The 24,253-nt window shown below is 69.8% G+C and carries 19 protein-coding genes and 2 rRNA genes; 8 read left to right on the top strand and 13 right to left on the bottom strand.

From position 1 onward, the window contains the following. Window positions 1-134: 134 nt before the first annotated feature. Together ACLIRP_RS16850 and ACLIRP_RS16845 are read left to right on the top strand one after the other, a co-directional pair. Complete coding sequence (locus ACLIRP_RS16850; protein ID WP_412061632.1) at window positions 135-1,391, top strand: DUF2391 domain-containing protein; 1,257 nt, start codon at window positions 135-137, stop codon at window positions 1,389-1,391. A gap of 279 nt (window positions 1,392-1,670) precedes the next feature. Next, entirely contained in the window at window positions 1,671-2,966 is a 1,296-nt protein-coding gene (locus ACLIRP_RS16845; RefSeq protein WP_412061631.1) for an endonuclease, read from the top strand. Here the strand turns inward: ACLIRP_RS16845 and ACLIRP_RS16840 are convergent, their stop codons facing one another. From ACLIRP_RS16840 to ACLIRP_RS16820, 5 genes are all read right to left on the bottom strand, one after another. Next, window positions 2,967-3,482: a hypothetical protein gene (locus tag ACLIRP_RS16840; RefSeq protein WP_412061630.1), complete on the bottom strand. Its 516-nt coding sequence runs from the start codon at window positions 3,480-3,482 to the stop codon at window positions 2,967-2,969. Between the two features lie 283 nt (window positions 3,483-3,765). Continuing rightward, on the bottom strand, window positions 3,766-4,656 hold the full coding sequence (locus ACLIRP_RS16835) for an FAD-binding oxidoreductase (RefSeq protein ID WP_412061629.1): 891 nt from the start codon (window positions 4,654-4,656) through the stop codon (window positions 3,766-3,768). Between the two features lie 102 nt (window positions 4,657-4,758). After that, entirely contained in the window at window positions 4,759-4,971 is a 213-nt protein-coding gene (locus ACLIRP_RS16830; protein ID WP_412061628.1) for a type II toxin-antitoxin system HicB family antitoxin, read from the bottom strand. 163 nt (window positions 4,972-5,134) lie between these two features. After that, window positions 5,135-5,479, bottom strand: coding sequence for a hypothetical protein (locus tag ACLIRP_RS16825; RefSeq protein WP_412061627.1), 345 nt, complete (start codon window positions 5,477-5,479; stop codon window positions 5,135-5,137). A gap of 163 nt (window positions 5,480-5,642) precedes the next feature. Continuing rightward, window positions 5,643-7,226 (bottom strand): response regulator, encoded by a 1,584-nt coding sequence (locus ACLIRP_RS16820; protein ID WP_412061626.1) that lies wholly within the window; start codon window positions 7,224-7,226, stop codon window positions 5,643-5,645. 673 nt (window positions 7,227-7,899) lie between these two features. Here ACLIRP_RS16820 and ACLIRP_RS16815 point away from each other — a divergent pair. From ACLIRP_RS16815 to ACLIRP_RS16795, 5 genes are all read left to right on the top strand, one after another. Next, window positions 7,900-10,620, top strand: a complete 2,721-nt coding sequence (locus ACLIRP_RS16815) for a S9 family peptidase (RefSeq protein WP_412061625.1) — start codon at window positions 7,900-7,902, stop codon at window positions 10,618-10,620. 143 nt (window positions 10,621-10,763) lie between these two features. Beyond that, window positions 10,764-11,129: a hypothetical protein gene (locus tag ACLIRP_RS16810; protein WP_412061624.1), complete on the top strand. Its 366-nt coding sequence runs from the start codon at window positions 10,764-10,766 to the stop codon at window positions 11,127-11,129. 105 nt (window positions 11,130-11,234) lie between these two features. Then, window positions 11,235-12,743 carry a S8 family serine peptidase gene (locus ACLIRP_RS16805; protein ID WP_412061623.1) on the top strand — a complete coding sequence of 503 codons (1,509 nt, stop codon included), beginning with the start codon at window positions 11,235-11,237 and terminating at the stop codon, window positions 12,741-12,743. A 157-nt stretch (window positions 12,744-12,900) separates the two neighbouring features. Beyond that, window positions 12,901-13,116 (top strand): DUF2945 domain-containing protein, encoded by a 216-nt coding sequence (locus ACLIRP_RS16800; protein WP_412061622.1) that lies wholly within the window; start codon window positions 12,901-12,903, stop codon window positions 13,114-13,116. Next, complete coding sequence (locus tag ACLIRP_RS16795; protein WP_412061621.1) at window positions 13,113-13,595, top strand: DUF4126 family protein; 483 nt, start codon at window positions 13,113-13,115, stop codon at window positions 13,593-13,595. The genes ACLIRP_RS16800 and ACLIRP_RS16795 overlap by 4 nt, the downstream gene beginning before the upstream one ends. Before the next feature lie 67 nt (window positions 13,596-13,662). Here ACLIRP_RS16795 and ACLIRP_RS16790 read toward each other — a convergent pair whose 3' ends face one another. From ACLIRP_RS16790 to ACLIRP_RS16765, 6 genes are all read right to left on the bottom strand, one after another. Further along, the gene (locus ACLIRP_RS16790) at window positions 13,663-14,487 is read right to left on the bottom strand and encodes a ferritin-like domain-containing protein (protein WP_412061620.1); all 825 of its coding nucleotides are present in this window, start codon (window positions 14,485-14,487) and stop codon (window positions 13,663-13,665) included. 47 nt (window positions 14,488-14,534) lie between these two features. After that, a complete protein-coding gene (locus tag ACLIRP_RS16785; RefSeq protein ID WP_412061619.1) occupies window positions 14,535-15,236 on the bottom strand; it encodes a ferritin-like domain-containing protein in 702 nt (233 codons plus the stop codon). A gap of 145 nt (window positions 15,237-15,381) precedes the next feature. After that, a complete protein-coding gene (gene recJ / locus ACLIRP_RS16780; RefSeq protein ID WP_412061618.1) occupies window positions 15,382-17,169 on the bottom strand; it encodes a single-stranded-DNA-specific exonuclease RecJ in 1,788 nt (595 codons plus the stop codon). A 47-nt stretch (window positions 17,170-17,216) separates the two neighbouring features. Further along, window positions 17,217-17,903 (bottom strand): peptidoglycan editing factor PgeF, encoded by a 687-nt coding sequence (gene pgeF, locus ACLIRP_RS16775; protein ID WP_412061617.1) that lies wholly within the window; start codon window positions 17,901-17,903, stop codon window positions 17,217-17,219. Further along, a complete protein-coding gene (aroE, locus tag ACLIRP_RS16770) occupies window positions 17,900-18,751 on the bottom strand; it encodes a shikimate dehydrogenase (protein WP_412061616.1) in 852 nt (283 codons plus the stop codon). Before aroE ends, pgeF begins: the two co-directional genes overlap by 4 nt. Further along, window positions 18,752-20,164, bottom strand: a complete 1,413-nt coding sequence (locus ACLIRP_RS16765) for a tetratricopeptide repeat protein (protein ID WP_412061615.1) — start codon at window positions 20,162-20,164, stop codon at window positions 18,752-18,754. It lies immediately after the preceding gene. Between the two features lie 196 nt (window positions 20,165-20,360). On the opposite strand from ACLIRP_RS16765, the gene tmk reads away from it, so the two are divergent. Further along, window positions 20,361-20,969: a dTMP kinase gene (gene tmk / locus ACLIRP_RS16760; RefSeq protein ID WP_412061614.1), complete on the top strand. Its 609-nt coding sequence runs from the start codon at window positions 20,361-20,363 to the stop codon at window positions 20,967-20,969. 108 nt (window positions 20,970-21,077) lie between these two features. Here the strand turns inward: tmk and rrf are convergent. Both rrf and ACLIRP_RS16750 read right to left on the bottom strand, forming a co-directional pair. Further along, window positions 21,078-21,188: ribosomal RNA gene (gene rrf, locus ACLIRP_RS16755) — 5S ribosomal RNA — on the bottom strand. Between the two features lie 131 nt (window positions 21,189-21,319). Further along, window positions 21,320-24,240, bottom strand: a 23S ribosomal RNA gene (locus ACLIRP_RS16750). Between the last annotated feature and the right edge of the window lie 13 nt (window positions 24,241-24,253).

Genomic DNA, 24,253 nt, shown 5'->3' with positions numbered 1-24,253 from the left:
GAGGGGCGCCCCGTCATTTCCGAGGGATGCAGCGCCTTGGCCGAAGGCCGCGCCGCCGGGTAGGGACACACCGCCGGTGTGCCCCTCCGGAAGGGTCCCTCGACACGCGCCCGCCCCGGTGCGACCTTCGGCCCATGCCCGAGACGCCGCCCGCCACCGACGCCCCGCCGCCCGACCCCGACACCGGCGCCGAGCCCCACGTCCCCGCCGTCGTCGTCGGCTGGGTGCAGGCGGGCCCGCTCGACGAGGCGCAGGAGGCGGCTCTCAAGCGCGCCCGCGTGCTCGTCCGGCAGGCGCTCCGGTCCGAACTCCCCGGCTTCGCGTGGTCGTTCCCGATCGTCCGGCGGACCGACCTGCACGCGGGCGGCCAGGAGGTCGAGCCGGTCGACCTCCTCGACGCCGGGGCCACCGAGCGGCGCGTGGCCGGGTGGGACTTCGCGCTCGTCGTCACCGGCGCCGACTTGCGCGCCCGGTTCCGGCCGTTCACGCTCGCGACGCCGTCGCAGGCGCTCGACGTGGCCGCGCTGTCGCTGGCGCGGCTGGACCCGAGCACGCGCCAGCCCGACCTCAGCGACGCCGAGCAGACCGAGCGCTTCGCGCACCGCCTCGCGGCGCTCGCGCTCCACGCCTTCGGCCACCTCAACGGGCTCGACCACGAGACGCGCGAGGACGCCGTGATGTACCCGCCCCGCTCGCCCGCCGACCTCGACCGCTCGTCGCTCTCGTTCTCCGAGCCCAATCGGACCGAGATCGAGGCCGAGGTCGCCGACGTCGCCGACGTGCGCATGGAGGAGGAGTCGGCGTTCGAGCGGCTTGGGAACGTGGCCTTCGCCGCCAAGGCGCTCCTGCTCAACTGGCCCGACGTGGCCGACACGGTCCTGCAGATCCGCCCGTGGCGCTTCCCGTTCCAGCTCTCGAAGCTGACCACGGCGGCGGCCTCGACGCTGATCGTGCTCGTGATGACGGCCGAGGCGTGGGACCTCGGGGCGCGCCAGCCGATCCCGCTCGTCATTGCGCTGTCGGTGCTGGCAATCGTCGGGACGAGCGGGTACCTCGTCCGCAAGCAGGGCCTGCTGGCGCGGCGGCACGGGCAGGTGCGGACCGAGCAGCAGGTCGTGCAGTCGGCCTCGATCCTGCTCGCGCTCGGGCTCGGGATGTCGACCACGTGGGCGTTGCTGTTCGGGGCCACGCTCGTGCTCCGGATCCTGTTTTTCGACGGCGCGATCCTGGACGGCTGGGCGGGCTCGCTGGGCCGGTCCGTCGGGCCCGACGAGGTGCTCGCGTTCGCCGGGTTCGTGTCGGCGCTGGGGATCGGCGTCGGCGCGCTCGGCGCGTCCTTCGAGGACCAGACCTACTTCCGCCACGTGGCGTATGTGGACGAGGAGACGTAGGCGAGGCAAAGTCGTCCACGAGCGGGTTGCCCGGCAGACCCCCCGCCGGATCGCGCATCGCTCCGCTCAGCGCGCGACCCGGCTGTCCCCCTTGGCAAGGGGGACAGTTCGCGCGGCGTCGTGCCACTCATGCGCTCGCGTCGTGTGACGAAGCGCAAGCCATACGTCCCGGGCGCCGCACGGACGGGGGGTCTGCCGAGCACACCGCCGCCCACATTTGAGAGGCCACCGGGCTCCGCAAGCGACGGCCGGCGTAGCACTACACCCCGCCGCCAGCCGATGCCTCTCCGCCTCCTCGTTCTCGCCCTCGCCCTCACCGCTTGCGGCGGCGACCGCGTCTCCACCGCCGGCGCCTACGACGACGACAGCGGCGGCGCCTCCACGGCCGGGACGGTCGGCGACGCCCCCACGCCGGGCGACGCCGCCGACGCGCTCTACCCCGATCTCTCCGGGGCCGCCCTGCTCGACCGGATCGACCGCGACTTCTCGCCAGCGCGGACACTCGGGTACGACCGGGCGCGCGACGTCCTCTACGCCCATGAGCAGGCGGTGCACGGGGCCGTTTGCGGCGTGTACTCCGGGTTCTGCATCCGGCTGAACGGCGGGGACCCGTCGTTCGAGGCCCAGGCGCTCCGGATCAACGCCGAGCACGTGTGGCCCCAGTCGATGGGCGCCGAGGCCGAGCCGCTCAAGAGCGACCTTCACCACCTGTTCCCCGCGCGCGACAACGTGAACTCGTCCCGGGGCAACCGGCCCTTCGGCGAGATCGACGACGACGCCACCGAGGCGTGGTACCTCGGCGACCGGAGCCAATCGCGCCCGCCGCGCACCGATGTCGACGCTTGGAGCGAGCGGGGGCCGGGGCTGTTCGAGCCCCGGGAGGCCGTCCAGGGCGACGTCGCCCGGGCCGTGTTCTATGCCGTGGCGACGTACCCCGAGGTGGTCGAGCCGGCCTATTTCGCGACCATGCGCGAGGCCCTTCTGGCCTGGAACCGGGCCGACCCGCCCGACGCCGCCGAGCGCGCCCGGAGCGCCTGGGTGGCGACGCTCCAGGGAACGGAGAACCCGTTCGTCCGTGACCTGTCGCTGGCCGACCGGATCTGGGCCGGCGGGCCGCTCCGGCCGGCCGACGCCCCACGCGCGCCGGCCGGCGCGCTGTCCATCACCGAGCTCCACTACGACAACGACGGCGCCGACGACGGCGAGGGCGTCGAGGTCTCGGGTCCGCCCGGCGTGTCCCTCGAGGGCTGGCGCCTCGTCCTCTACAACGGCGACGGCGGGGCGGCCTACGGCGAGGTCGCGCTCCGGGGGACCGTCCCGCCCTCGGGCGCCCGCTGGGTCGGCCGGCCCGGACTCCAGAACGGCCCGGCCGACGGCATCGCCCTGGTGGGGCCCGACGGGGTCGCCGCCGAGTTCTGGAGCTACGAGGGGACGCTCCGCGCGAGCGACGGGCCCGCCCAGGGCCAGCGCTCGACCGACGTCGGCGTGGCCCAGGGCGGGAGCACACCGCCCGGCCGCTCGCTCCAGCGGACGGCCGCGGGCTGGCGCCTAGGCCCCGCCTCGCCCGGCCGCTGACTACTCGGGCAGGTACGCGTCCGGCACCGGCGGCGCGTCGCTGCGGCCGTCGAACATCCACGAGATGATCCACCAGCGCGCGCCGTCGTGCGCCAGTTGGATCGTGTTGACGCCCTGCCCGCCGACCGGGCCGTCGGGCTCGCGGCGCCACTCGTACGTGCTCCAGACGTGCGCCACGGCCCCGTGCTGCTGGACGACGCGCGCGATCTCGACCTCGAAAAAGCCGACCTCCGCTAGCTCGGAGGCGCCCGCGTGGTAGCCCGCCAGATCCGTCGGCGCGATCACCGTCCCGTCCGGGCCCGACTGGACGACGGTGACGATCGCGTCGGGGTGGTGGAGCGTGCTGTCGCGGGCCCAGTCGCGCGGCTGGCCGGCGGGGCCGGAGACGACTTCGTAATAGGCGCGGATCACGTCGTCGATGGTCGCCACGTCGGACGAGTCGGCGGCGGGCTGGGCCTGGGCCGCGAGCGGGAGTGCCACGAACAAGAGGGCGGCGAGAAGGCGGGTCGGAGACACAGCGAGCGGGGTGGGTGAGGCCGCAAGGTCGCACGCGCACCCCAATCGAGCGCGCCCTAGCATGGGGAGCATCGCGAAGGGGCGCCACTCCCTCGTGCCCCCCCTTCGAAGGGGGTGCCCCGAAGGGGTGAGGGATGTCCGCGCGGGGCGGGACGAAGTGCTCGACCGAACGCCCCCCTGCGTCGCTCCGCTCCGCTGTCCCCCTCTAAAGGGGGACGTCCGCTCCGGGCCTTCCAACTGCCTGACGACGTCGTGCTTGGCTACGACATCTCTAGGCGCCTGCCTACGCGTTCGACTTTGGCGGGCGCGGCGCCGTCTTCAGCACGACGCTGCCGGGCCGGCGCCCCGGGAGCACGGGCGGGCGCTTGAACGCGGCGGCCGGCGCGGGCGTGGGTGCCTCCGCCAGCGTCCCCGCCTCCCCGACGGTGAAGTACTTCTCCTCGTGGACGTGGGCGTCGTCGACGCGGGCGCGGGCCAGAATGCCGCGGACCGTCTCGATCATCTGGGGGTTGCCGCAAGCGTAGCCCGCCACGGCATCGGGCGCCCACGCCAGCCGGTCGAGGTGCTTGCGGAGCACGTCCTCGACGCGGCCCGTCTCGCCGGCCCAGTCCAGATCGCTCCACGGGCGGGACACCGTCGACACGGCCTCGACCCAGTCGGCCTCGGCGAGCGCCGCCAGCTCGTCGAGGTACGGCCCGAACTCGGCGGCATGGCTGGCGCCGTGGACCACGAGAAAGCGGTGGTCGGGCACCGTCTCGCCCGCCCCCTGGGCCGCCGCGTGCGCGCGGATCATCGACAGGAAGGGCGCGATGCCGGTCACGGTGCACGCCATCACGTGGCGCGTCCGCTCGGCGTCGAGCAGGAAGTGGCCGACGACCTTTTTGCGGACCCAGACCGTGTCGCCGGGGCGGAGCGGCCACAGGAGCGGCGTCAGCTCGCCCTCGTCGACCAGCTCGATCACGAGCTCGACGAGCGGCTCGTGCGGCGCGCTGACGACGGAGTACGCCCGCTTGACGACGCGCCCGCTGGCGTCGGGCGCCGCGAGCGTGACGTACTGACCCGGGCGGAAGGTGAGCGGCTGGGGTGGGCGGAGCCAGAAGACCGCGAGATCGTCGACGACGTCCAGCCGCCGCTCGACGGTCGCCGCGAGGTAGCCTTTCGGAGGAGCGTCCATGCCACAACGTAGGGCACGGCGGTCGGTTTTCGATTCTCGGTTGCCGGTTTTCGGTCGGCGACCCTTCAACTCCGGCTCCGCAGCCTCGCTGAAAACTGTGGCCTATGCGGCGACCGAGATAAGCTGCGTCCCGACGAACTCGCCCTCCATTGTCGGCTCGCCGTCTTCCAAGAGCATCGCTAGCACCTCCTGCATGTTCTCGCGGAGCTCGTCCATCGTCTCCGCCTGCGAGTGCGCGCCCGGGAAGCCGGGGACATAGCCGACCAGCTGCGAGGTCTCGGGGGCGCGCTCGACGACAAACGTGTAGGTGCGCATGGGTATGCTGGGGCGGGGTCTACCGAACGACAGGGCGGACCGGAGGTTGCCGGCGCGTCATGTCGGCTGCGAGCGGGATTACCCCTTTGGCCGGAGCGTGACGACGGGAAGCAGGCACTCCTCCATCGTGACCCTGCCGTGCTGGTACGTGATGCCGGCGCGCTCACGTCAACGTGTATACGACCTCCTCACCCGGCTGGAGCTGGCGGAAAAAAAGGAGGTATGCGTCGAGCATATAACCTCGCTCGGCTCGGAGCTCCGCCATCGCCTCCGCGTCGGCTCCGGGCCCGCCCAGCGCCGCCACTTCCTCGAACAGCAGCGCCGAGCGCTGGGCGACCTCAGGGCCGCTCCCCCGAACCTCTCCGAAGTAGTCCCCGACTTCGGCGAGGTGTCGTTTCCCGACCAACGCGACTTGGAGCGGGTCGGTCGCGACAGGCGGGTCGGAGAAGGGGCCGCGTGTGGAGTGGTCCCAGGGTTCGCCGTGCAGGATCTCATACAGCTTGTCCACCCGACGGATGCCAGGGACATATTCGGACCGGAGGTCCAACGCAGAAATTGCGTCGTGATCTAACCCGAAACCAGGTTGCGCGGTGCGATCGCAGGTCCCGAGGGGGACGGCGTGGAGTGTGAGACCAAGGGACATGGCGGAGCCGTCAACGGGCTTTGGGGCTTTACCCCTTCGGCCGCAGCGTCACGACGGGCAACAGGCACTCCTCCATCGTCACGCCGCCGTGCTGGAAGGTGTCGCGGTACTGGTTGGCGTAGCGGTTGTAGTTCGTCGGGTAGACGAAGTAGCTGTCGCCGCGGGCGAAGATGTACGTCTCGTTGATGCCCAGCCGCGGCAGGCCGTAGCTCTCGGGGTCCTTGATAAAGATGGCGTCGGCGTCGTCGACCTTTAGGTTGCGGCCGTGCTTGTAGCGGAGCGACGTCGAGGCCTCGCGGTCGCCGATCACCTTGGCCGGGTGGAGCGCGCGGACGGCCCCGTGGTCGGTGCTCACGACGACCGTGCAGTCGTGGCGCGCGAGTTCCTCGAAGACCGACCGGAGCCAGCTGTGGTCGAACCACGTCGCCGAGAGGGCGCGGTAGGCGGGCACGTCGGGCGCGATCTCCTTGAGGATGCGCGTGTCGGAGCGGCTGTGCGCCAGGATGTCGACGAAGTTGACGACGACGGCCGAGAGGTCGTGCTGGAGGAGGTCCGTGACGCGGTCGGCGAACTGGTGGCCGTCGTTCTGCGAGACCAGCTTGTCGTAGCGGACACGGACGTCGCCGCGGTGCTTGCGCTGCAGGAGGTCCTCCAGATACTCGGCCTCGTGCGCGTTGAGCGACTCCTCGTCGTGGCGCTCGTCGACGGTGTAGGTCTGGTGCCGCTTGGCGAGGTCGACGGGCAGCATCCCGCCAAAGAGGGCGTTGCGCGAGAAGGGCGTGGCGGTCGGCAGGATGCCGAAGTGCCAGTCGCGGTCGATGTCGTAGAGCCCGTGGAGGTGGCGCTCGAAGAGCAGCCACTGGTCGTAGCGCAGGCAGTCGATCAGGAAGAAGACGACGGGGCGCTCGGGCTTGGCGCCCACGTCGCCGAGGTGCGGGAAGACGTGCGTCTGGAGGACCTCGTGGCTGAGCACAGGGCGGGCGCGGTCGGGCTTGTCGCCGGCGCGCGCCTTCTCGATCCACCGCGGGTAGACGCCCTCGACGAACTCGGCGAAGCGGCCGTTCGCCTCGCGGTACTGATCGTCCAGGATCTGGCGGACGCCCTCGTCGGCGCCCTCGAGGTCGAGGTCGTGGCGGACGAGCTGCTCGTAGACCTCGACCCACTCGGTCGCGTCGAGGTCGCCCGAGATGCGGGACGAGAGCTCGCCGAAGCCCTGGAGGTAGTCGCGCTGGACGGCCGCGCCCCTGATCTGGGCGCCGTCCAGGATCTTCTTGACCGAGAGCAGGATCTGCTTCGGGTTGACCGGCTTGATGAGGTAGTCGGCGATCTGCCGGCCGATGGCGTCCTCCATCAGGTGCTCCTCCTCGGACTTCGTGATCATCACGACCGGCGTCTCGGGGCGGTCGCCCTTGATGGCCTGGAGCGCGTCGAGGCCGCCCATGCCGGGCATCTGCTCGTCGAGGAAGACGACGTCGTAGCCGCCGCCCCGGGCCCGGTCGACGGCGTCGGTGCCGTTCGAGACGGTATCCACGGCGTACCCCTTCGCTTCCAGGAAGAGGACGTGGGGCTTGAGCAGGTCGATCTCGTCGTCGGCCCAGAGGATGCGCGGCATTCTGGCGGAGGCTGGTGAGGGCGTAGCGACGGGCGGGATCGGCGGGGGCTGGTGAGGGGCCCCAACGTACGGACAGTGGGATCGGTGCCTCAAGGTCGGGAACGGGGCGGGCCGGTCTCGCGGATGGCCCGCCTGCTGGCGCCGGTGGAACGGCTCGCGCCAGCAACTCGACCACCCCCTGTCCCCCTCCTCATCCGAGGAGGGGGGACTTCGCGAGTAGGGCCGGCGGGGGGGCGAGTCTGTGCCTGCGTCGTGCTTGGCAGCCCCCCCGCTCGGACGCGCACACGGAGCGCCATCCGATCAAGGCTGGCGTGGCGCGTCCAAGCTGTCCCCCTTGGCAAGGGGGACAGTCTGCGCGGCGGCGTACGGTCGGGTTGAGGACGCTCTGGAGCTGGCGCCAGCCTGCTTGCGGAGCGCCGCGCGGACGGGGGGGTCTGCCGAACTGGCGCCGGCCGTCGAGCTTCCCCCCTCGCTCGGCAGACCGCCGGCCACCTCCGCAAGCTGGCGCCCACTTGTGAAGGGGTTTCGACCGAGTGCACCACGGGGTCGAGGCGGTGGAGACCGGCGTCGACGCGGTGCGCCCCCACGCTGACCGGGGCGGCCACGGCGTAACTGCGCCGCGACAGAGGCCGTAGTCTGCCCTCGTTCCGTCTCGCACACCCACCGCACACGCATGCGACCCCTGGCCCTCCTCCTCGCCGCCACCCTTGCCCTCCCCGCGCTCGCGCAAGCGCCGATCGCCCCGACGGCCCCCGCGCTCGTCGACGCCGAGCTCCCGCCCCTGCTGGACCGGGACCTCTTTTTCGGCAACCCCGAGATCACCGGCGCCCAGCTCTCGCCCGACGGGCGATACCTCACGTTCCTCAAGCCCGTCGCGATCGACGGCGACGACGTCCTCAACGTCTGGGTCAAGGGGGTCGACGAGCCGTTTGAGGCGGCGCGGCCGCTGACGGCCGACGCGCGGCCCGTCGGCAGCTACTTCTGGAGCCGCGACGGCGCGTACGTGCTCTACGTCCAGGACAAGGGCGGCGACGAGAACTTCCACGTCTGGGCCGTCGACCCGACCGCTGCCACCGGCGACGGCGTGCCCGCGGCGCGCGACCTGACCGACGCCGAGGGCGTCCGCGCCATCATCCTGGACGTGCCCGAGGGCGACCCGGGCCACATCCTGGTCGGCCTCAACGACCGCGACCCGGCCTACCACGACGTCTACCGCGTCGCGATCGGGACCGGCGAGCGCGAGCTGGTCATCGAGAACACCGAGCAGATCGCGGGCTGGATGACCGACCTCGACGGCGAGATCCGGCTCGCGCTGCGCACCGCGGGCGACGGCGCGACGGAGGTGCTGACCGTGACCGACGGCGCCCTCGGCGAGGTCGTCTATTCGTGCTCGGTCGTCGAGACGTGCGGGCCGGTCCGCTTCCACCCCGACGGGCAGCGCGTCTACATGCAGACCAACAAGGGCGACCGCGACCTCGTCGAGTTCGTCCTGTTCGACCCGGCGACGGGCGCGGAGACGCTCGTCGAGCGCGACCCGGAGGGCGAGGTCGACTTTGGCGGCGCGGCGTTCTCGGAGGTCACCGACGAGATGCTGGCGACGTTCTACAACGGCGACCGCCTGCGCATCTACCCCAAAGACGACGCCTGGGCGGCCGATCTGGACTTGCTCCGCGAGCGGCTGCCCGACGGCGAGGTCCGCCCGAGCGGCGGGACGGCCGACGAGCGGACGTGGCTGGTGACCGTCTTCAGCGACACCGACCCCGGTTCGCGCTACCTCTTCGACCGCGACACCCAGGAGCTGACGTTCCTCTACACCGGCCGGCCGGAGCTGCCCACGGAGCACCTCGCCCCGATGACGCCAGTCCGCTACACCGCGCGCGACGGGCGCGAGATCCCGGCATACCTGACGCTGCCGCTGGGCGTCGAGGCCGAGAACCTGCCGACCGTCCTTCTCATCCACGGCGGCCCGTGGAGCCGCGACTCGTGGGGCTACGACAGCTTTGCGCAGTTCCTCGCGAATCGCGGCTACGCCGTGCTCCAGCCCAACTTCCGGGGCTCGACCGGCTACGGCAAGGACTTCCTCAACGCGGGCAACCGTGAGTGGGGCACGGGCGCCATGCAGCACGACCTGACCGACGGCGCGCGATGGCTCATCGACGAGGGCATCGCCGATCCGGACCGCGTCGGCATCATGGGCGGCTCGTACGGCGGCTACGCCACGCTCGCGGGGCTGGCGTTCACGCCCGACCTCTACGCCGCCGGCGTCGACATCGTGGGCCCGTCGAACCTCATCACGCTGCTCGAATCGATCCCGGCGTACTGGGCCCCGATCCGCAAGATGTTCTACGAGCGGATGGGCGACCCGACGACGCCCGAGGGCGAGGCCCAGCTGATGGCGCAGAGCCCGCTCAACGCGGCCGACCAGATCACGGCGCCGCTCCTGATCATCCAGGGCGCGAACGACCCGCGCGTCAAGCAGGCCGAGAGCGACCAGATCGTGATCGCGCTCCGCGAGCGCGGCTACCCGGTGCAGTACGTCGTGGCCGAGGACGAGGGCCACGGCTTCCGGGGCGCCACGAACCGGCTGGCGTCGAACGCGGCGACCGAGATCTTCCTGGCCGAGCACTTGGGGGGCCGGGCCCAGACGACGATGTCGGACGAGGTGTCGACGCGCCTCGGCGAGCTGACCGTCGACCCGGCCACCGTCACACTCGCCGAGGCGCCCCAGGCCGCCGACGCCGCCACGTTCGACGGCGCGGCGCTGGCGCCGTTTGCCGCCCGCTACGACGGGACGATCGAGGCGATGGGCCAGACGTTCGAGCTGGCGATCTCGCGGACCGTCGCCGAGCGCGGCGACACGTTCGTGATCGTCGACGCGATGGCGTCGCCGATGGGCGCAGCAGCCGACACGACGGTCGTCGCGAGCGCCGACCTCCGCCCGCTGTCGCGCCGCGTCGAGCAGGGCCCGGTCACGGTCGCCTTCGACTACGCGCCGGACCGCGTGACGGGCGAGATCGTGGCCCAGGGCCAGACGATCCCCGTCGACGCCGCGCTCGACGCGCCTCTGGCCATCGAGGGCTCGTCGCTCTACGTCGGCCTGGGCACGCTCCCGCTCGCGCCCGGCTACCGCGCCCAGTTCGCCGGCTTCGACAGCCAGACGCAAAAGCCTGTCACGACCACCGTCGAGGTGACCGGGACGGAGGCCGTCGAGGTCCCGGCGGGCACGTTCGAGACGTTCGTCCTCGCGCTCACGCAGGGCGACGGGACGGGCGGCGGGAATGGGACGCTGTGGGTGTCGCAGGACGCGCCCGGCCTGCTCGTGAAGTCGGAGATCGGGCTCGGCCCCCAGATGGGCAACGGCACGTCGACGACCGTGCTCACCGCCGTCGAGTAGCGGCGGCGAGTCGGCGGCCGGCCGGATTTTGTCCCCGCTCGCGCACGGCGGGCGGGGACGCTCCGTTGTGGGGGCCGATCGGTGGCCGCGCGGGCTACGCGCCGAGCCGATCATTCTCGTCCATTCCTCCCCTCGTTGTGCACATGACCCGCTTTCTCGCTCCTCTCGTCCTTCTGCTCGCGTTCGGGCTCACGGCCTGCGACTCCACCGCCGAGTTCGTGGTCGGGGGCACCTACTTCGGCCAGTCCAACGACCAGGTCGGGTTCGTCGCCGACCTCACGCTCGTGATTCCCACCACGGAGAGCGGCGACACGTTCGCCTTTACCGGCACGCTCAACCAGGAGGGCGCGGCCATCGAGTCCATCTCGGGAACGGGCCGCTACGACCACCCGGCGATCACGCTCACCGCAGACGGCGAGACGATCGTCGGGACGGTGAGCGCCGACGGCTCGGCGCTGACCATCGACGACGACACGGGGCTGGGAGCGTTCGCGCTCCGCCGCCAGTAGCCACGCGCTAACCCCCGACGCGATCTTTCCGGGCCCCGGCACACGTAACAGGTGCGCCGGGGCCCCGTTGTGTACGCTCCCGACGCTCTCCCCTCCCGCTCTCTGATGACCCGCACGATTCTCGCCGCCGCGCTGCTCGCGCTGGCGCCCGCCGCCGTCGCCCAGACCGACGGCCCGCCCGCCGACTGGCACCTCCTCGACGCCGACGCCGCCGGCGTGGTCGGCATCAGCCTCGACGCCGCGTACGACGCGCTCGGCGACCGCGCGCCGACCGAGGTCGTCGTTGCGATCATCGACTCCGGCGTCGACATCACGCACCCCGACATGGCGCCGGTCCTGTGGACGAACGCCGGCGAGATCGCCGGGAACGGCGTCGACGACGACGGCAACGGCTACGTCGACGACATCCACGGCTGGAGCTTCCTCGGCGGCGCCGACGGCCGCAACATGGAGCACGACACGTACGAGCTGACCCGGCTCGTCGCGCTGTGCCGCGCCGACACGCCCGACGCGACGTACAACGACTGCGACGCGCTCGAGGCCGCGCTCGACGAGGAGCGGGCGCCCCTCGCGGCCCAGGCCGCCCAGCTCGCCCCCTTGCTCGCCGCCGCCGAGGCCGCCGACGCCCAGCTCCGCGCGAGCTACGGCGACGACTACGACCTCGCCGACGTCCCGCCCGCCGAGGCCGGCCCGCTCGCGTTCCTGGCCCAGCAGGGCGCCTCGCTCCAGGACCTGCGCGACTACGTCGCCAGCGTGGAGAGCCGCCTCACGTACGGCCTCAACCCGGACTACGACGACCGCGGGATCGTGGGCGACGACTACGCGAACGTCGCCGAGCGCTTCTACGGGAATGCGGACGTCGCCGGGCCCGACCCGAACCATGGGACCGGCGTCGCCGGGCTCGTCGCCGCCGCGCGCGGCAACGACCTCGGCATCGACGGCGTCGCCCCGGCCCGCATCATGGTGCTCCGCGCCGTGCCTGGCGGCGACGAGCGCGACAAGGACGTCGCGAATGCGATCCGCTACGCCGTCGACAACGGCGCGCGCGTGATCAACATGAGCTTCGGCAAGGCCTACTCGCCGGCCAAGGACGCCGTCGACGCGGCGGTCGCGTACGCCGTCGAGAACGGCGTGCTCCTCGTCCACGCGGCGGGCAACTCGGCCGAGGACATCGACACGGCCGACAACTTCCCGACCCGCACGTTCCTCGACGGCACGCGGACCGACGGGTGGCTGGAGGTCGGCGCGAGCGGGCCCGACGCCAAGGCGCTCGCGGCCTCGTTCTCGAACTACGGGCGCGAGTCGGTCGACCTGTTCGCGCCGGGCGCGGGCGTCACCTCGCTCAAACCGGGCGGCGGCATCCAGACGGCGAATGGCACGTCGTTCGCCTCGCCCGTCGTGGCGGGCGTCGCGGCGCTCGTGATGGCCTACTTCCCCGACCTCACCGCCGAGGAGGTCCGCCAGATCCTGCTCGACTCGGCGACGCGCTTCGGCGACGACACGCCGCGCCCGGGCACCGAGGAGGCCGTCTCGTTTACCGACCTCTCGATGACGGGCGGCGTGGTCAACGCGGCGGCGGCGGTGCGGCTGGCGGCCGAGCGCGCCGGTAGCTAAACGTTCTGGACACCCTCGATCGGGCCGGTCCTCGCGTGGGGGCCGGCCCGTTCTGGTTTGGAGCCCCACCCAGAGGTCGGGCGCGACCTGATCGGGCCAGACGGCCGAACCCGGGCGCCCGCCGCCGGTCCGACACGCTCACCACCGACGCACGACGATGGCCGGCTACGACGCAGGAACCGAGGTCGAATGGGACTGGGGCAGCGGGACCGCCAGCGGGACCGTTCAGGAGACGTTCACCGGGCGCGTGACGCGCACGATCAAAGGGTCGGAGATCACGCGCAACGCCAGCGAGGACGAGCCGGCCTACCTCATCGAACAGGCCGACGGCGACCGCGTCCTGAAGTCGCACTCCGAACTCCGAAAAGCATGACGACCGCCCTCGCCGCCGCCCTCGGGTGGGCCGCCGGGATGCGAAGCCTGACGCCGCCCGCCGTCTTGGCGCGCGCCCTCGCCGACGCCCGCTCCCCCTTCGCCCGGCTCGCTCGCGCGCCCCGTCAGCCCGCCGGCATCCTGGGCTCCGACGCCGCGGCGTTCTGGATTCCCGTCGCCGCCGCGGGCGAGATGGCGGCCGACAAGCTGCCGGTCGCCCCCCCGCGGACGGCGCCGCTTGGGCTGGCGGGACGGATCGGGTCGGGCGCGCTCGTCGGCGCGGCCGTGGCCGCTGCCCGCCGCCAGAACGTGATTCTGCCCGCGCTCGTGGGCGCCGCCAGCGCGGCCGTCTCGTCGTTCGCGATGATGGAGCTGCGCGCCGCCGCCGGCGCGCACTTTGGCGTACCGGACCCGGCCGTCGCGCTCGCCGAGGACGCCTTGGCGATCGGGATCAGCGTCGCCGCTGCGGACGCGGTCTAGCCCGAACGCACGCGCGCCCGGCCTCACAGCGAGACCGGGCGCGCGGTGCGGGCGAGAGGCGCGGCGCCTAGGCGTCGGCGCCGTCGCCCTCCTGGCCGGTGATGAAGCCGCCCGCGATGTCGAGGACGGTCGTCATGTCGAGGCCCTCGTCGAACGCCTCCGTGATCTCCTCAGCGGTGTAGCCGGAGAGCGCAGAGGTCAGATCGAGGCCGCCCTGCGTCGTGTTGCTCTCGGCGGGGAAGCCGTTGCCCGCGCCGTAGACGGCCGGGACGGGGGCGCCGGGCTGGCTGCCGGGGATCCACCCCTGGTTGCCGCGGAGCCGCCGGATGGCCGCCGCGTGGCGCGCCTCGACGGAGTGGATCTGCAAGGCCGTCGTGAGGTACGGCGACCCCTGGATGGCGGTCGCCTGTCCCTTGTAGGCCCGGACGCCGGTGTCCTCGAGCGACTGCGCGAGCGCGAGGAACGGGTCGCGCGAGCTGAGGAACGAGCCGAAGTCGAAGTCCGAGTCCTGGTAGTCGACGGGGTCGCCGCCGGCGCTCTCGATGGCGCCGCGGAGCACGCGCACGTGGGCCGACTCGTCGGCCTCGATGGTGACGATCAGGTCGCGCTCGGCGGCGAGGAAGTTCGCGTCCAGCGCCTGGCGGTAGAACGACCGCTCGAGGTACTCAAGGGTGAGCGCGTAGTTGAGGATGTCGAAGGCGTCGAAGTCGCCGTCGCCGTCGATGTCGACTTGGTTCGGGCCCATGCCCTGGGCGAAGGCCTTGCGGGGGTCGAGGAACGGGACGGCGGCGACGGCAGCGCCGAGGCCCAGCCGGCCGACGGTGCCGAGGGCGTTGCGGCGCGAGGCCGGGGCGCTCGTGTCGGCGTCGAAGAGGGAAAGGAGGGAGGTCATTGGAGGGGGGAGTCGATTAGGTCGGAGGCGAACGAGAGGGGCGGCGCTTAAACCGTCGGGACGTTCGTCACCCGGATCGTGTCGCGAATGAAGGGGGCGGCGGCGGCGAGCACGGCGGACGGCTCGAGGGCCCGGTCCAGGCCGTTGGCGTCGATGACGCCGGACGCGGCGATCGTGTTGGGCGTGATCAGCCCCGCGATGACCGAGGCGTGGCGGGCCTCGACGGACACGATCTTGCCCGCGAGCAGGAGGTAGGCCTCGCTCTCGATGTACTTCCCGGCGCCGTTGTACGCGCTCACACCGAGGTCCTCGAACGTCTGGGCGACGGCGAGCACGTTGCTTCGGCTCGAAAAGTCGATGCTGTCGAAGTCGGGCGTCAGGTCGGGGATCGGCATCCCGTTGGCGCCCCGGATGGCCGCCTCGAAAAAGTCGCGGTGGATGCCCTCGTGGGCTGCGAGATCCCGGAGGATGGCCTGCTCGTCTGCCGAGAACGTCGACGTGAAGCCGGACGCGCCGATGACGGTGGCGTAAAACCCGGCTTCGAGCTGCTCGAGGGCGTAGGCGTAGTTGAGGACGCCGAAGTCGTTCGAGAAGTCGAGCGTGACGACGTCGCCGTCGGTCGGGTCGTCGGAGTCGCACGCGGCCAGCGTGGAGGCGGCGGCGACGGCGACGGCACCGAACCCGGCGCGCTTGAAAAACTCGCGCCGGCTGGTCGGCGAGACGCCAGCCTGAGAGAGGGTCGTGGACATGGAGTGGGGGGAGAGGAGTGGAGACCCGCTCGAACTCCCCCTGGCCCACCCGAAGTCCCCGCTTGCGGCAACGTGCGGGCCCGTCCTACAGGTCGGGCACCGACTTCCCTCCCCTCTTTCAAGGGCGTTCCCGACCGCCCCTCTGTTATTCCCCAGTTTGCAGCCGGAGGTCTTGGGCGCGGAGTTGGAGCGTCGTCCGCCCGTTCCACGTGTTCTCGTCGACCTGGTACGCCAGCTCCAGCGGCTGCCCGCGGCGGACGCTGGTGAGCGCGGCCTCGTGCTTCTCGGCCAGCCCGAACCCGATCACCGAGAACACGGGCCCGCCGTCGATCTGGGCCACGCGCATCCGCAAGTGCTGCTTCTGGGCGCCGACGCACGACGGCTGCCCGACGACGCGCAGGCCGCGGCCCCAAAACATCGGGCGCAGGTTGTCCGGGCCGTGCGGCCCGAACTGCTTGAGGACGCTCCAGAACCGGGGCGACACGTCGCCCAAGTGGAGCGGCGCGTCGAACTCGATCTCCGGGACCAGGTCGGCCTCGGTGACCGCGCGGCCGACGGCCGTCTGGAGCTGCTCGCGGAGGGCGTCGACCTGGCCGATGGGGAGCGCGAGGCCTGCGGCGAAGGCGTGGCCGCCGAACCGGTCGAGCAGGTCCGAGCACTGCGCGAGCGCGTCGTAGATCGAGATGCCCTTGACCGACCGCGCGGAGCCCTTGGCCCGGCCCGTGGCCCCGCCGGACGTGAGCAAGACGGTCGGGCGGTGGAACTTCTCGGCGACGCGGCTGGCGGTGATGCCGATGACGCCGGGGTGCCAGCCGGGCTTGTAGACGACCAGCGCGAGGGGGTCGTCGTCCATCAGCCGCTCGGCGATCTCGAACGCCTCGTCGCGCGTCTGGCGGTCGAGCTCGCGGCGGCGCAGGTTCATCCCCTCGATCTCGGCGACCAGGCGCCGCGCCTCGACGGGGTCGGTCGACGCCAGCAGCTCGGCGGCGATGCCCGCGTCCGCGATCCGCCCGGCGGCGTTGATGCGCGGCCCGATCTGGAAGACCATCTTCGAAGCCGTGCACGCATTCAGGTCGACGCCCGACTGCTCGGCGAGCGCGGCGATGCCGACGCGCGGGGCGTCGCACAGCTGCTTGAGCCCGGCCCGCATCAGCACGCGGTTCTCGCCCACCATCGGCACGATGTCGCAGGCGGTGCTGACGGCGACCAGGTCGAGGTACGGCCACGCCTCCTCGGGCGGCAGGCCCAGCTCCGAGAGCACGGCCTGGATCAGCTTGAAGCCGACGCCGCAGCCGCTCAGGCCGTCGAAGGGGTAGTCGCAGTCCTCGCGCTTGGGGTCGAGGACGGCCGCCGCGACGGGCAGCGTGTCGCCGGGCGTGTGGTGGTCGCAGATGACCAGGTCGACGCCCTTCGACGCCGCGTACGCCGCCGCGTCGACGGCCGTGATGCCGCAGTCGATGGCGATCACGAGGCTTGCGCCGCGCTCGACGGCCGCGTCGATGCCGGGCGCGCTGAGGCCGTAGCCGTGCTCGAAGCGGTTGGGGATGAAGAAGCTGGCCTCGACGCCCTGGCTGGCCAGGAACGTGGTCAGCATCGCCGTCGAGGTCGTCCCGTCGACGTCGTAGTCGCCGAAGACGAGCACGCGCTCGCCGGTCCGGATGGCGCGGGCGACGCGCTCGACGGCGCGGTCCATGTCGCGCATCTCGAACGGGTCGTGCAGGCGCGAGAGCGACGGGCGGAAAAACGTGTGGGCGTCGTCGTAGCTCCGGACGCCCCGGAGCGCGAGCGACCTCGCGAGTGCGTGGGGGAGCGCGTTGAGGTCGGACGCGAGCGCCTCCACCAGCAGCTCGTCCTCGACCGGGCGCAGCGTCCACCGGGTCGTGTCGCCGGCGGCCTCGTCGGTCGAGGCCCCGGTCATCGGGTCTTCAGTCATGATCAGTCGGTCAGCTATTCGTTGACCGCGAAGATACACGGCTCGGCCTACGCGCCCGCCCGCAGCCCGACGAACCCGAGCATCCGCCCGGGCGTGCCGCTCTGGGCCCGGTACGAGAAGAACCGGTCGCCGTCGCGGACCGTGCAGCCGGGCGACGTCTCGATGTCGCCGACGCCCGCTTCGGCAAGCTGGCGGCCCAGCTCGGCCTTGAGGTCGACGTGCGGGCGCGGCCACTCGGGGCGGCGCTCGACGACGGCGTCGGGGAACGCGGCCGCCACCTCCTCGCCGACCTCGAACGCCTCCGTCGAGATGCACGGGCCGAGGTACGCGCGCATCCGGGCCGGCTCGGCGCCGAGCCCGGCCATCGCCGCGACCGTCTCGCCGACGATGCCCGCGACGGTCCCGCGCCACCCGCTGTGGCACGCGCCGACCACGCCCGACTCGGCGTCCGCCAGCAGCACGACCGCGCAGTCGGCCGCGACGACGCTGAGCACGAGGCCGGGCGTCGCCGTCACGAGCCCGTCGTGCGCTTCGACCCGGACAGGCGCATCGACGACGGCGACATCGTTGCCGTGGACCTGGCCGACGGAGGCAACGGGCATCCCGGTGATCTCCGCCAGCCGCGCGCGCGCGGCGTCCTGCCCTGCTTCGGCGGGCGAAAAGTCTCGCGTCGTGAACCCGGCCACCAGCCGGGGGTCGGTCGCGAGCGTGGGGCGGAGAATGGACTGGGTCACGGGTCGAGGGCGGTGAGCGCGGCGCGGCGCGCGGTGTCGAGGGGGAAGTCGCGGCCGGTCCACTGGCGGTACGAGGCGGCGGCTTGGCCGAGCAGCATCGGGAGCCCGGCGATGGTCGCCGCGCCGACCGCCCGTGCCGCCGCGAGCAAGGGCGTGACGGCCGGGCGGTACACCAAGTCGTAGACGATCTGCCCGGCGTGCAGCGCGCTCGCGTCGATCGGCATCCGCCCGTCGCCCGTCCCCAGCGGCGTCGCGTTGACGACGAGCGCGGCGTCATGGATCGCAGCGGTGTCGTCAAGCCCTGTGACCGCGACAGGCCCGACGGCGCCCAAGTCCGCCGCCAGTGCCTCGCCCTGCTCGCGCCGCCGCGCGGCGACCGTCACGCGCGCGCCCAATTCGGTCAGCGCCGCGTACGCGACCGCTCGCGCCGCGCCTCCGGCGCCGAGCACGACGACCGACGCCCCGGCCAGCCGCTGGCGGTGCGCGTCGAGCGGCGCGAGAAACCCGGCCACGTCCGTGTTGTCGGCCCGCCAGCCCGCCTCGGTGCGGACGAGCGTGTTCGCCGCGCCGAGCGAGCGCGCGGTCGGCGTCGCCTCGTCCGCCAGTGCGAGGGCGGCCTGCTTGTGGGGGATCGTCACGTTCGCGCCGAGCGCGCCGAGCGCCGCCAGCCCCTCGACCGCCGCCGCCAGCCGACCGGCCTCGACGGCACACGCGAGGTAGACCGCGTCGATGCCCTGCACCCGAAACGCGGCGTTGTGGATCACAGGCGACAGCGACCGCCCGACGGGATCGCCCAACAACACCGCAAGCTGAGTCCGGGCCGTGATGTCGCCTCCGCCCCCGGCCACCTAGCCCCGGTCGTCGCCGCGCGATCGGCCGGTCGTGTGGGCGTCGCCGCCCATCAGGTCGGGGTACGTCCGGCGGATCTCGTCGGCGCGCGACGGGTCCAGCTCAGCGGCGCGGCGGAACGAGCGGATCGCGCTCTCGCGCTGGCCGATCGACGCGAGCGCCCACGCCTGTCGCAGGTGCGCCTCGGACGAGTCGGGGTCGAGGAGGACGACCTGGGAAAAGGCGTCGAGCGCTTCGTCGCGCAGGCCAGCTTCCATCCGCGTCTCGGCAAGGTCGAGCCAGGCGTCCTTGTTCGTCGGATCGAGGCGGACGACGTGCGTGTACGCGCGCAGCGCCTCGCCGAGCCGGCCGGCGTTGTATTCGGTGTCGGCGCGGGCGTGCCAGTACTCGCTCTCCTCGGGTGCCAACGCGATCGCGCGGGCAAAGGCGACGAGCGCCTCGTTATAGAGGCTCTGCCCGTCGAGCGCGCAGCCCATGCCGTACCACGCGTCCGCGTACTCGGCGTCGTCGGCGACGGCGCGGCGGAAGTACTCGACGGCCGTCGGGTAGTCGCCGAGGTCGTCGTAGGCCAGGCCCAGGTTGTAGAACGTGGCCGCGTCGCCGTCCTCGTGCTCGAGCACCTTGAGGTAGCTGTCGGCCGCGCCCTGCGCGTCGCCGGCGCCCGCGAGCGCGTTGCCCCGGTTGTACCACGCGGATGTGAACCCGTCGTCGATGGCGACCGCGAAGTCGTAGCTGGCGACGGCCTCCTCGGTCCGGCCGAGCCGGTTCAAGACGATGCCCCGGTTGTACCACGCGTTCTGGGCGTACGGGTCGACGTCGATCTGGCGGTCGTAGGCGGAGACGCTGTCGTCGAGCCGGTCGAGCTGGTCGTAGCAGAAGCCGAGTTCGTACCAGACCTCGGGGTGGTCGGGGTCGACCTCGGCGCAGGTCTCCAGCGCGGACGCCGCCTCGTCGAAGAGGTCCAGCTTCTCCAGCGAGATGGCCTTGTTGAACAGGGCGTCCGACGCGAGCGCGTCGAACATCAGCGCCCGGTCGAAGTCCTCGACGGCCTCCTCGGGCCGACCGAGGGTGTCGAGCGTAATCCCCCGGTTCACGAGTGTCTCGGCGTCGACGGGGTTGAGCGCGAGGGCCTCGTCGTACGCCTCCAGGGCCTCGTCCTGACGGTCGAGATGGTTGAGCAGCACGCCCCGCCGCATCCACGGATCGGAGGACCCCGGCGCGCGCTCGATCTGCACGTCGACGACGGCCAGCGCCTCATCCATCCGGCCCGTCTCGAAGTACGTCGTGGCGATGTACTCGAGGTCGTCCGTGTCGAAAAAGCCCGGGCCGCCCTCGCGCAGGTGGGCTTCGTACGCCTCGATGAGGTCGTCCGACCGGTCGTCGCCGAAGTCGTCGAACTCGAAATCGAACATTCGGGGTCGAGCGCGAGGCTCTTGTCAAGTGGGGGACCCGCGGCCCGAGGTCCCGCCGCGCGTACGCTAGTATAGTCGGCCCCAAGGGCCAAAGCAATGCACGCCGGGCAGCCGCGCGCCGTCTTTGTCCCCCTCATACGACACCCTCACCGGATGTTCCTCCGGTCTCTCCCAGCCCACAGCGGTCCACATCTCCATGTTTTTCAGCTTCGAAGGGATCGACGGCTCGGGCAAGAGCACTCAGGCCCGCCTCCTCGCCGACGCGCTCCGCCAACGAGGGCACGACGTCGTGGAGGTGCGCGAACCTGGAGGCACCGCACTGGGCGAGCGAATCCGCGCCCTGCTCCTCGACCCTGACGGCGTGGTGAATGGCCGCGCCGAACTCCTGCTGTTCTCCGCCGCCCGCGCCCAGCTCGTCGCCGACGTGATCCAGCCCGCGCTCGCTCGGGGCACCGTCGTCATCGCCGACCGCTTTCATGATTCCGCGACGGCCTACCAAGGCGCCGGCCGTAGGCTCGCAGACCCAGAGTGGATGGCCGCCCTCCACCGCTTCGCCACGTTCAACACGCTCCCCGCTCGCACCTACTGGGTAGACGTGGGGCTAGAAACGGCTGCCGCTCGGCGTGGGGATCGCGCGAGCGATCGCATGGAACAGGGCGGGGACCGCTACTTCGAACGGATCCGCGAGGCGTACCGTGCGATCGCTGGAGCGGAACCCGAAAGAGTCGTGCCGCTCGATGGCCACGCTTCCGTCGAGGAGTTGCATGCCACCGTGCTGGACGATGCGCATGAGCACCTGAGCTGACTCTCGCTCGTCCATACGCCGGCGCTCACGGCTGAGACCAACGCCGCTGAGGGCGGACACGCCCAAAAAAAGAGCCCCGCCACTCAACGAGTGACGGGGCTCAAAAGAACTTGGCGACGACCTACTCTCCCACCTAAAGGCAGTACCATCGGCGCTGCGGGGCTTAACGGCTCTGTTCGGAATGGGAAGAGGTGGAGCCCCCGCGCTATAGTCACCAAGAAGTCAGCGACATGTGGATAGCCGTAGCAAAATTGTATCAGGCGGCCTGGGCGAACCCAAGCCTCTCATTCAAACAACCATCGAGCGTCTTGAACCTCTCCTCACGATACGTACACACGTATGAGGTGGAGTGCTTCAAGCTCACATAGGTAATTAGTACACCTCGGCTGAACACATTGCTGTGCGTACACCTAGTGCCTATCGACGTCCTAATCTCGAACGACCTATAAGGGAGAACTCATCTTGTGGTGGGCTTCGTGCTTAGATGCTTTCAGCGCTTATCCCTTCCCGACGTAGCTACCCAGCAATGCATCTGGCGACACAACTGGTACACTAGAGGTCAGTCCGTCTCGGTCCTCTCGTACTAAAGACAGCTCCACTCAATTCTCCAACGCCCGCAGCAGATAGGGACCGAACTGTCTCACGACGTTCTGAACCCAGCTCGCGTACCGCTTTAATGGGCGAACAGCCCAACCCTTGGGACCTTCTTCAGCCCCAGGATGCGATGAGCCGACATCGAGGTGCCAAACCTCCCCGTCGATGTGAACTCTTGGGGGAGATAAGCCTGTTATCCCCGGCGTACCTTTTATCCTTTGAGCGACGGCCCATCCATGAGGAACCGCCGGATCACTAAACCCTACTTTCGTACCTGCTCGACCTGTATGTCTCGCAGTCAAGCGCCCTTGTGCTTTTACACTCTACGCACGATTACCGACCGTGCTGAGGGCACCTTTGGGAGCCTCCGTTACATTTTGGGAGGCGACCGCCCCAGTCAAACTACCCACCTAACACTGTTCCCCGACCGGATCACGGCCGTGGGTTAGGCATCGACCAAAACGAGGGCGGTATTTCAAGGGTGGCTCCAGGACGCCTAGCGACGCCCCTTCAAAGCCTCCCGCCTATCCTACACACGTTTTGGCCAATGTCAATGCTAAGCTGTAGTAAAGGTGCACGGGGTCTTTCCGTCCCGCTGCGGGTACCCGGCGTCTTCACCGGGACCACAATTTCACCGAGCGCGCGGTTGAGACAGTGCCCAACTCGTTGCACCATTCGTGCAGGTCGGAACTTACCCGACAAGGAATTTCGCTACCTTAGGACCGTTATAGTTACGGCCGCCGTTTACTGGGGCTTCGGTCGAGAGCTTCGCCACAAGGGCTAACCCCCTTCCTTAACCTTCCAGCACCGGGCAGGTGTCACTCCCTATACGTCGTCTTGCGACTTGGCAGAGAGCTGTGTTTTTGCTAAACAGTCGGTTGGGCCTTTTCACTGCGGCCACCCAGAGGGTGGCGTCCCTTCTTGCGAACGTAGGGGACTAATTTGCCTAGTTCCTTAACCGCGCATCACTCGAGCGCCTGAGGATACTCTCCTCGCCTACCTGTGTTGGTTTACGGTACGGGCACCCTAATCAACGTACGACGCTTTTCTCGGCAGTGTGCTCGGGGTCACTATGGGTTCACCTTGCGGATCCCCCTACTCTCGTGTTTCAGCCTTAGTGGAGCAGCGGATTTGCCTACCGCTCCAGCCTACGCACTTCAACGACCCATTCCGTCGGGTCGCGGACCTTACGCTACTGCGTCACGCCTTACGTTAACGATTTCGGGTGGTACGGGAATATTTAACCCGTTTGCCATCGCCTACGCCTTTCGGCCTCGGCTTAGGTCCCGACTAACCCTGTTCCGATTAACGTTGAACAGGAACCCTTAGGCTTACGGCGGACAGGTTACTCTCCTGTCTTATCGTTACTCATTCCTACATTTTCTCTTCCATCCGCTCCACCATCCCTCACAGGACGGCTTCGGCGCAAATGGAATGCTCCCCTACCACTCTACGTAGTAGAATCCGAAGCTTCGGCGTCATGCTTTATGCCCGATACATTTTCGATGCCGGACCGCTCGACTAGTGAGCTATTACGCACTCTTTAAATGAATGGCTGCTTCTAAGCCAACATCCTAGTTGTCTGTGCAGTCCGACCTCCTTTGGTCAACTTAGCATGAACTTGGGGGCCTTAGCTGTCGATCTGGGTTGTTTCCCTCTCGGACACGGATCTTATCACCCGCGCCCTCACTGCCTCTGAACATGTGTCCGGCATTCGGAGTTTGTCTGGAGTTGGTACCCGGTGAAGGGCCCGCGTCCAATCAGTGCTCTACCTCCGGCACACTTTAGAGAGACGCTGTACCTAAATACATTTCGGGGAGTACGAGCTATTTCCAAGTTTGATAGGCCTTTCACCCCTACCCACAGCTCATCGGAGCCTTTTTCAACAGACACCCGTTCGGTCCTCCACGCGGTCTTACCCGCGCTTCAACCTGGCCATGGGTAGCTCACCTGGTTTCGCGTCTACCTCCACTGACTGTGCGCCCTATTCAGACTCGCTTTCGCTTCGGCTTCGGTGCTGAACACCTTAACCTTGCCAGTGAAGAGTAACTCGTAGGATCATTATGCAAAAGGCACGCCGTCACCCGACAAGCGGGCTCCGACTGGTTGTAAGCACACGGTTTCAGGTACTATTTCACTCGCCTACTAGGCGTTCTTTTCACCTTTCCCTCACGGTACTAGTGCACTATCGGTCACAAGAGAGTACTTAGCCTTACCAGATGGTGCTGGCAGATTCCCACAAGATTTCTCCGGTCCCGTGGTACTCAGGAACACTGCGACGCCGCTCGAAATACGCCTACGGGATTATCACCCTCTGTGATGTGGCTTTCCAGACCACTTCGACTTCTTCTAACGGATCGCCGTATGCAGGTCCTACAACCCCGGCGGCACCGAAATGCCACCGGTTTGGGCTAATCCCCGTTCGCTCGCCACTACTTAGGGAGTCACTATTGTTTTCTCTTCCTCCGGGTACTTAGATGTTTCAGTTCCCCGGGTTAGCCCCTACACCCTATGTTTTCAGGTGCAGGTAACAGGCCTTCAGCCTGCTGGGTTTTCCCATTCGGAAATCGACGGATCGCAGAGTATTTGCCTCTCCCCGTCGCTTATCGCAGCTTATCACGTCCTTCATCGCCTTCTTGTGCCAAGGCATCCACCGTGTGCTCTTAGTCGCTTGATGCGACCTCATATGA

Source organism: Rubrivirga halophila (assembly GCF_046845755.1).
In the GTDB taxonomy this organism is placed as follows: Bacteria; Bacteroidota; Rhodothermia; order Rhodothermales; family Rubricoccaceae; genus Rubrivirga.
Note: the sequence above shows the minus strand (reverse complement) of the source record. Positions and strands in the feature narration are given on the sequence as shown.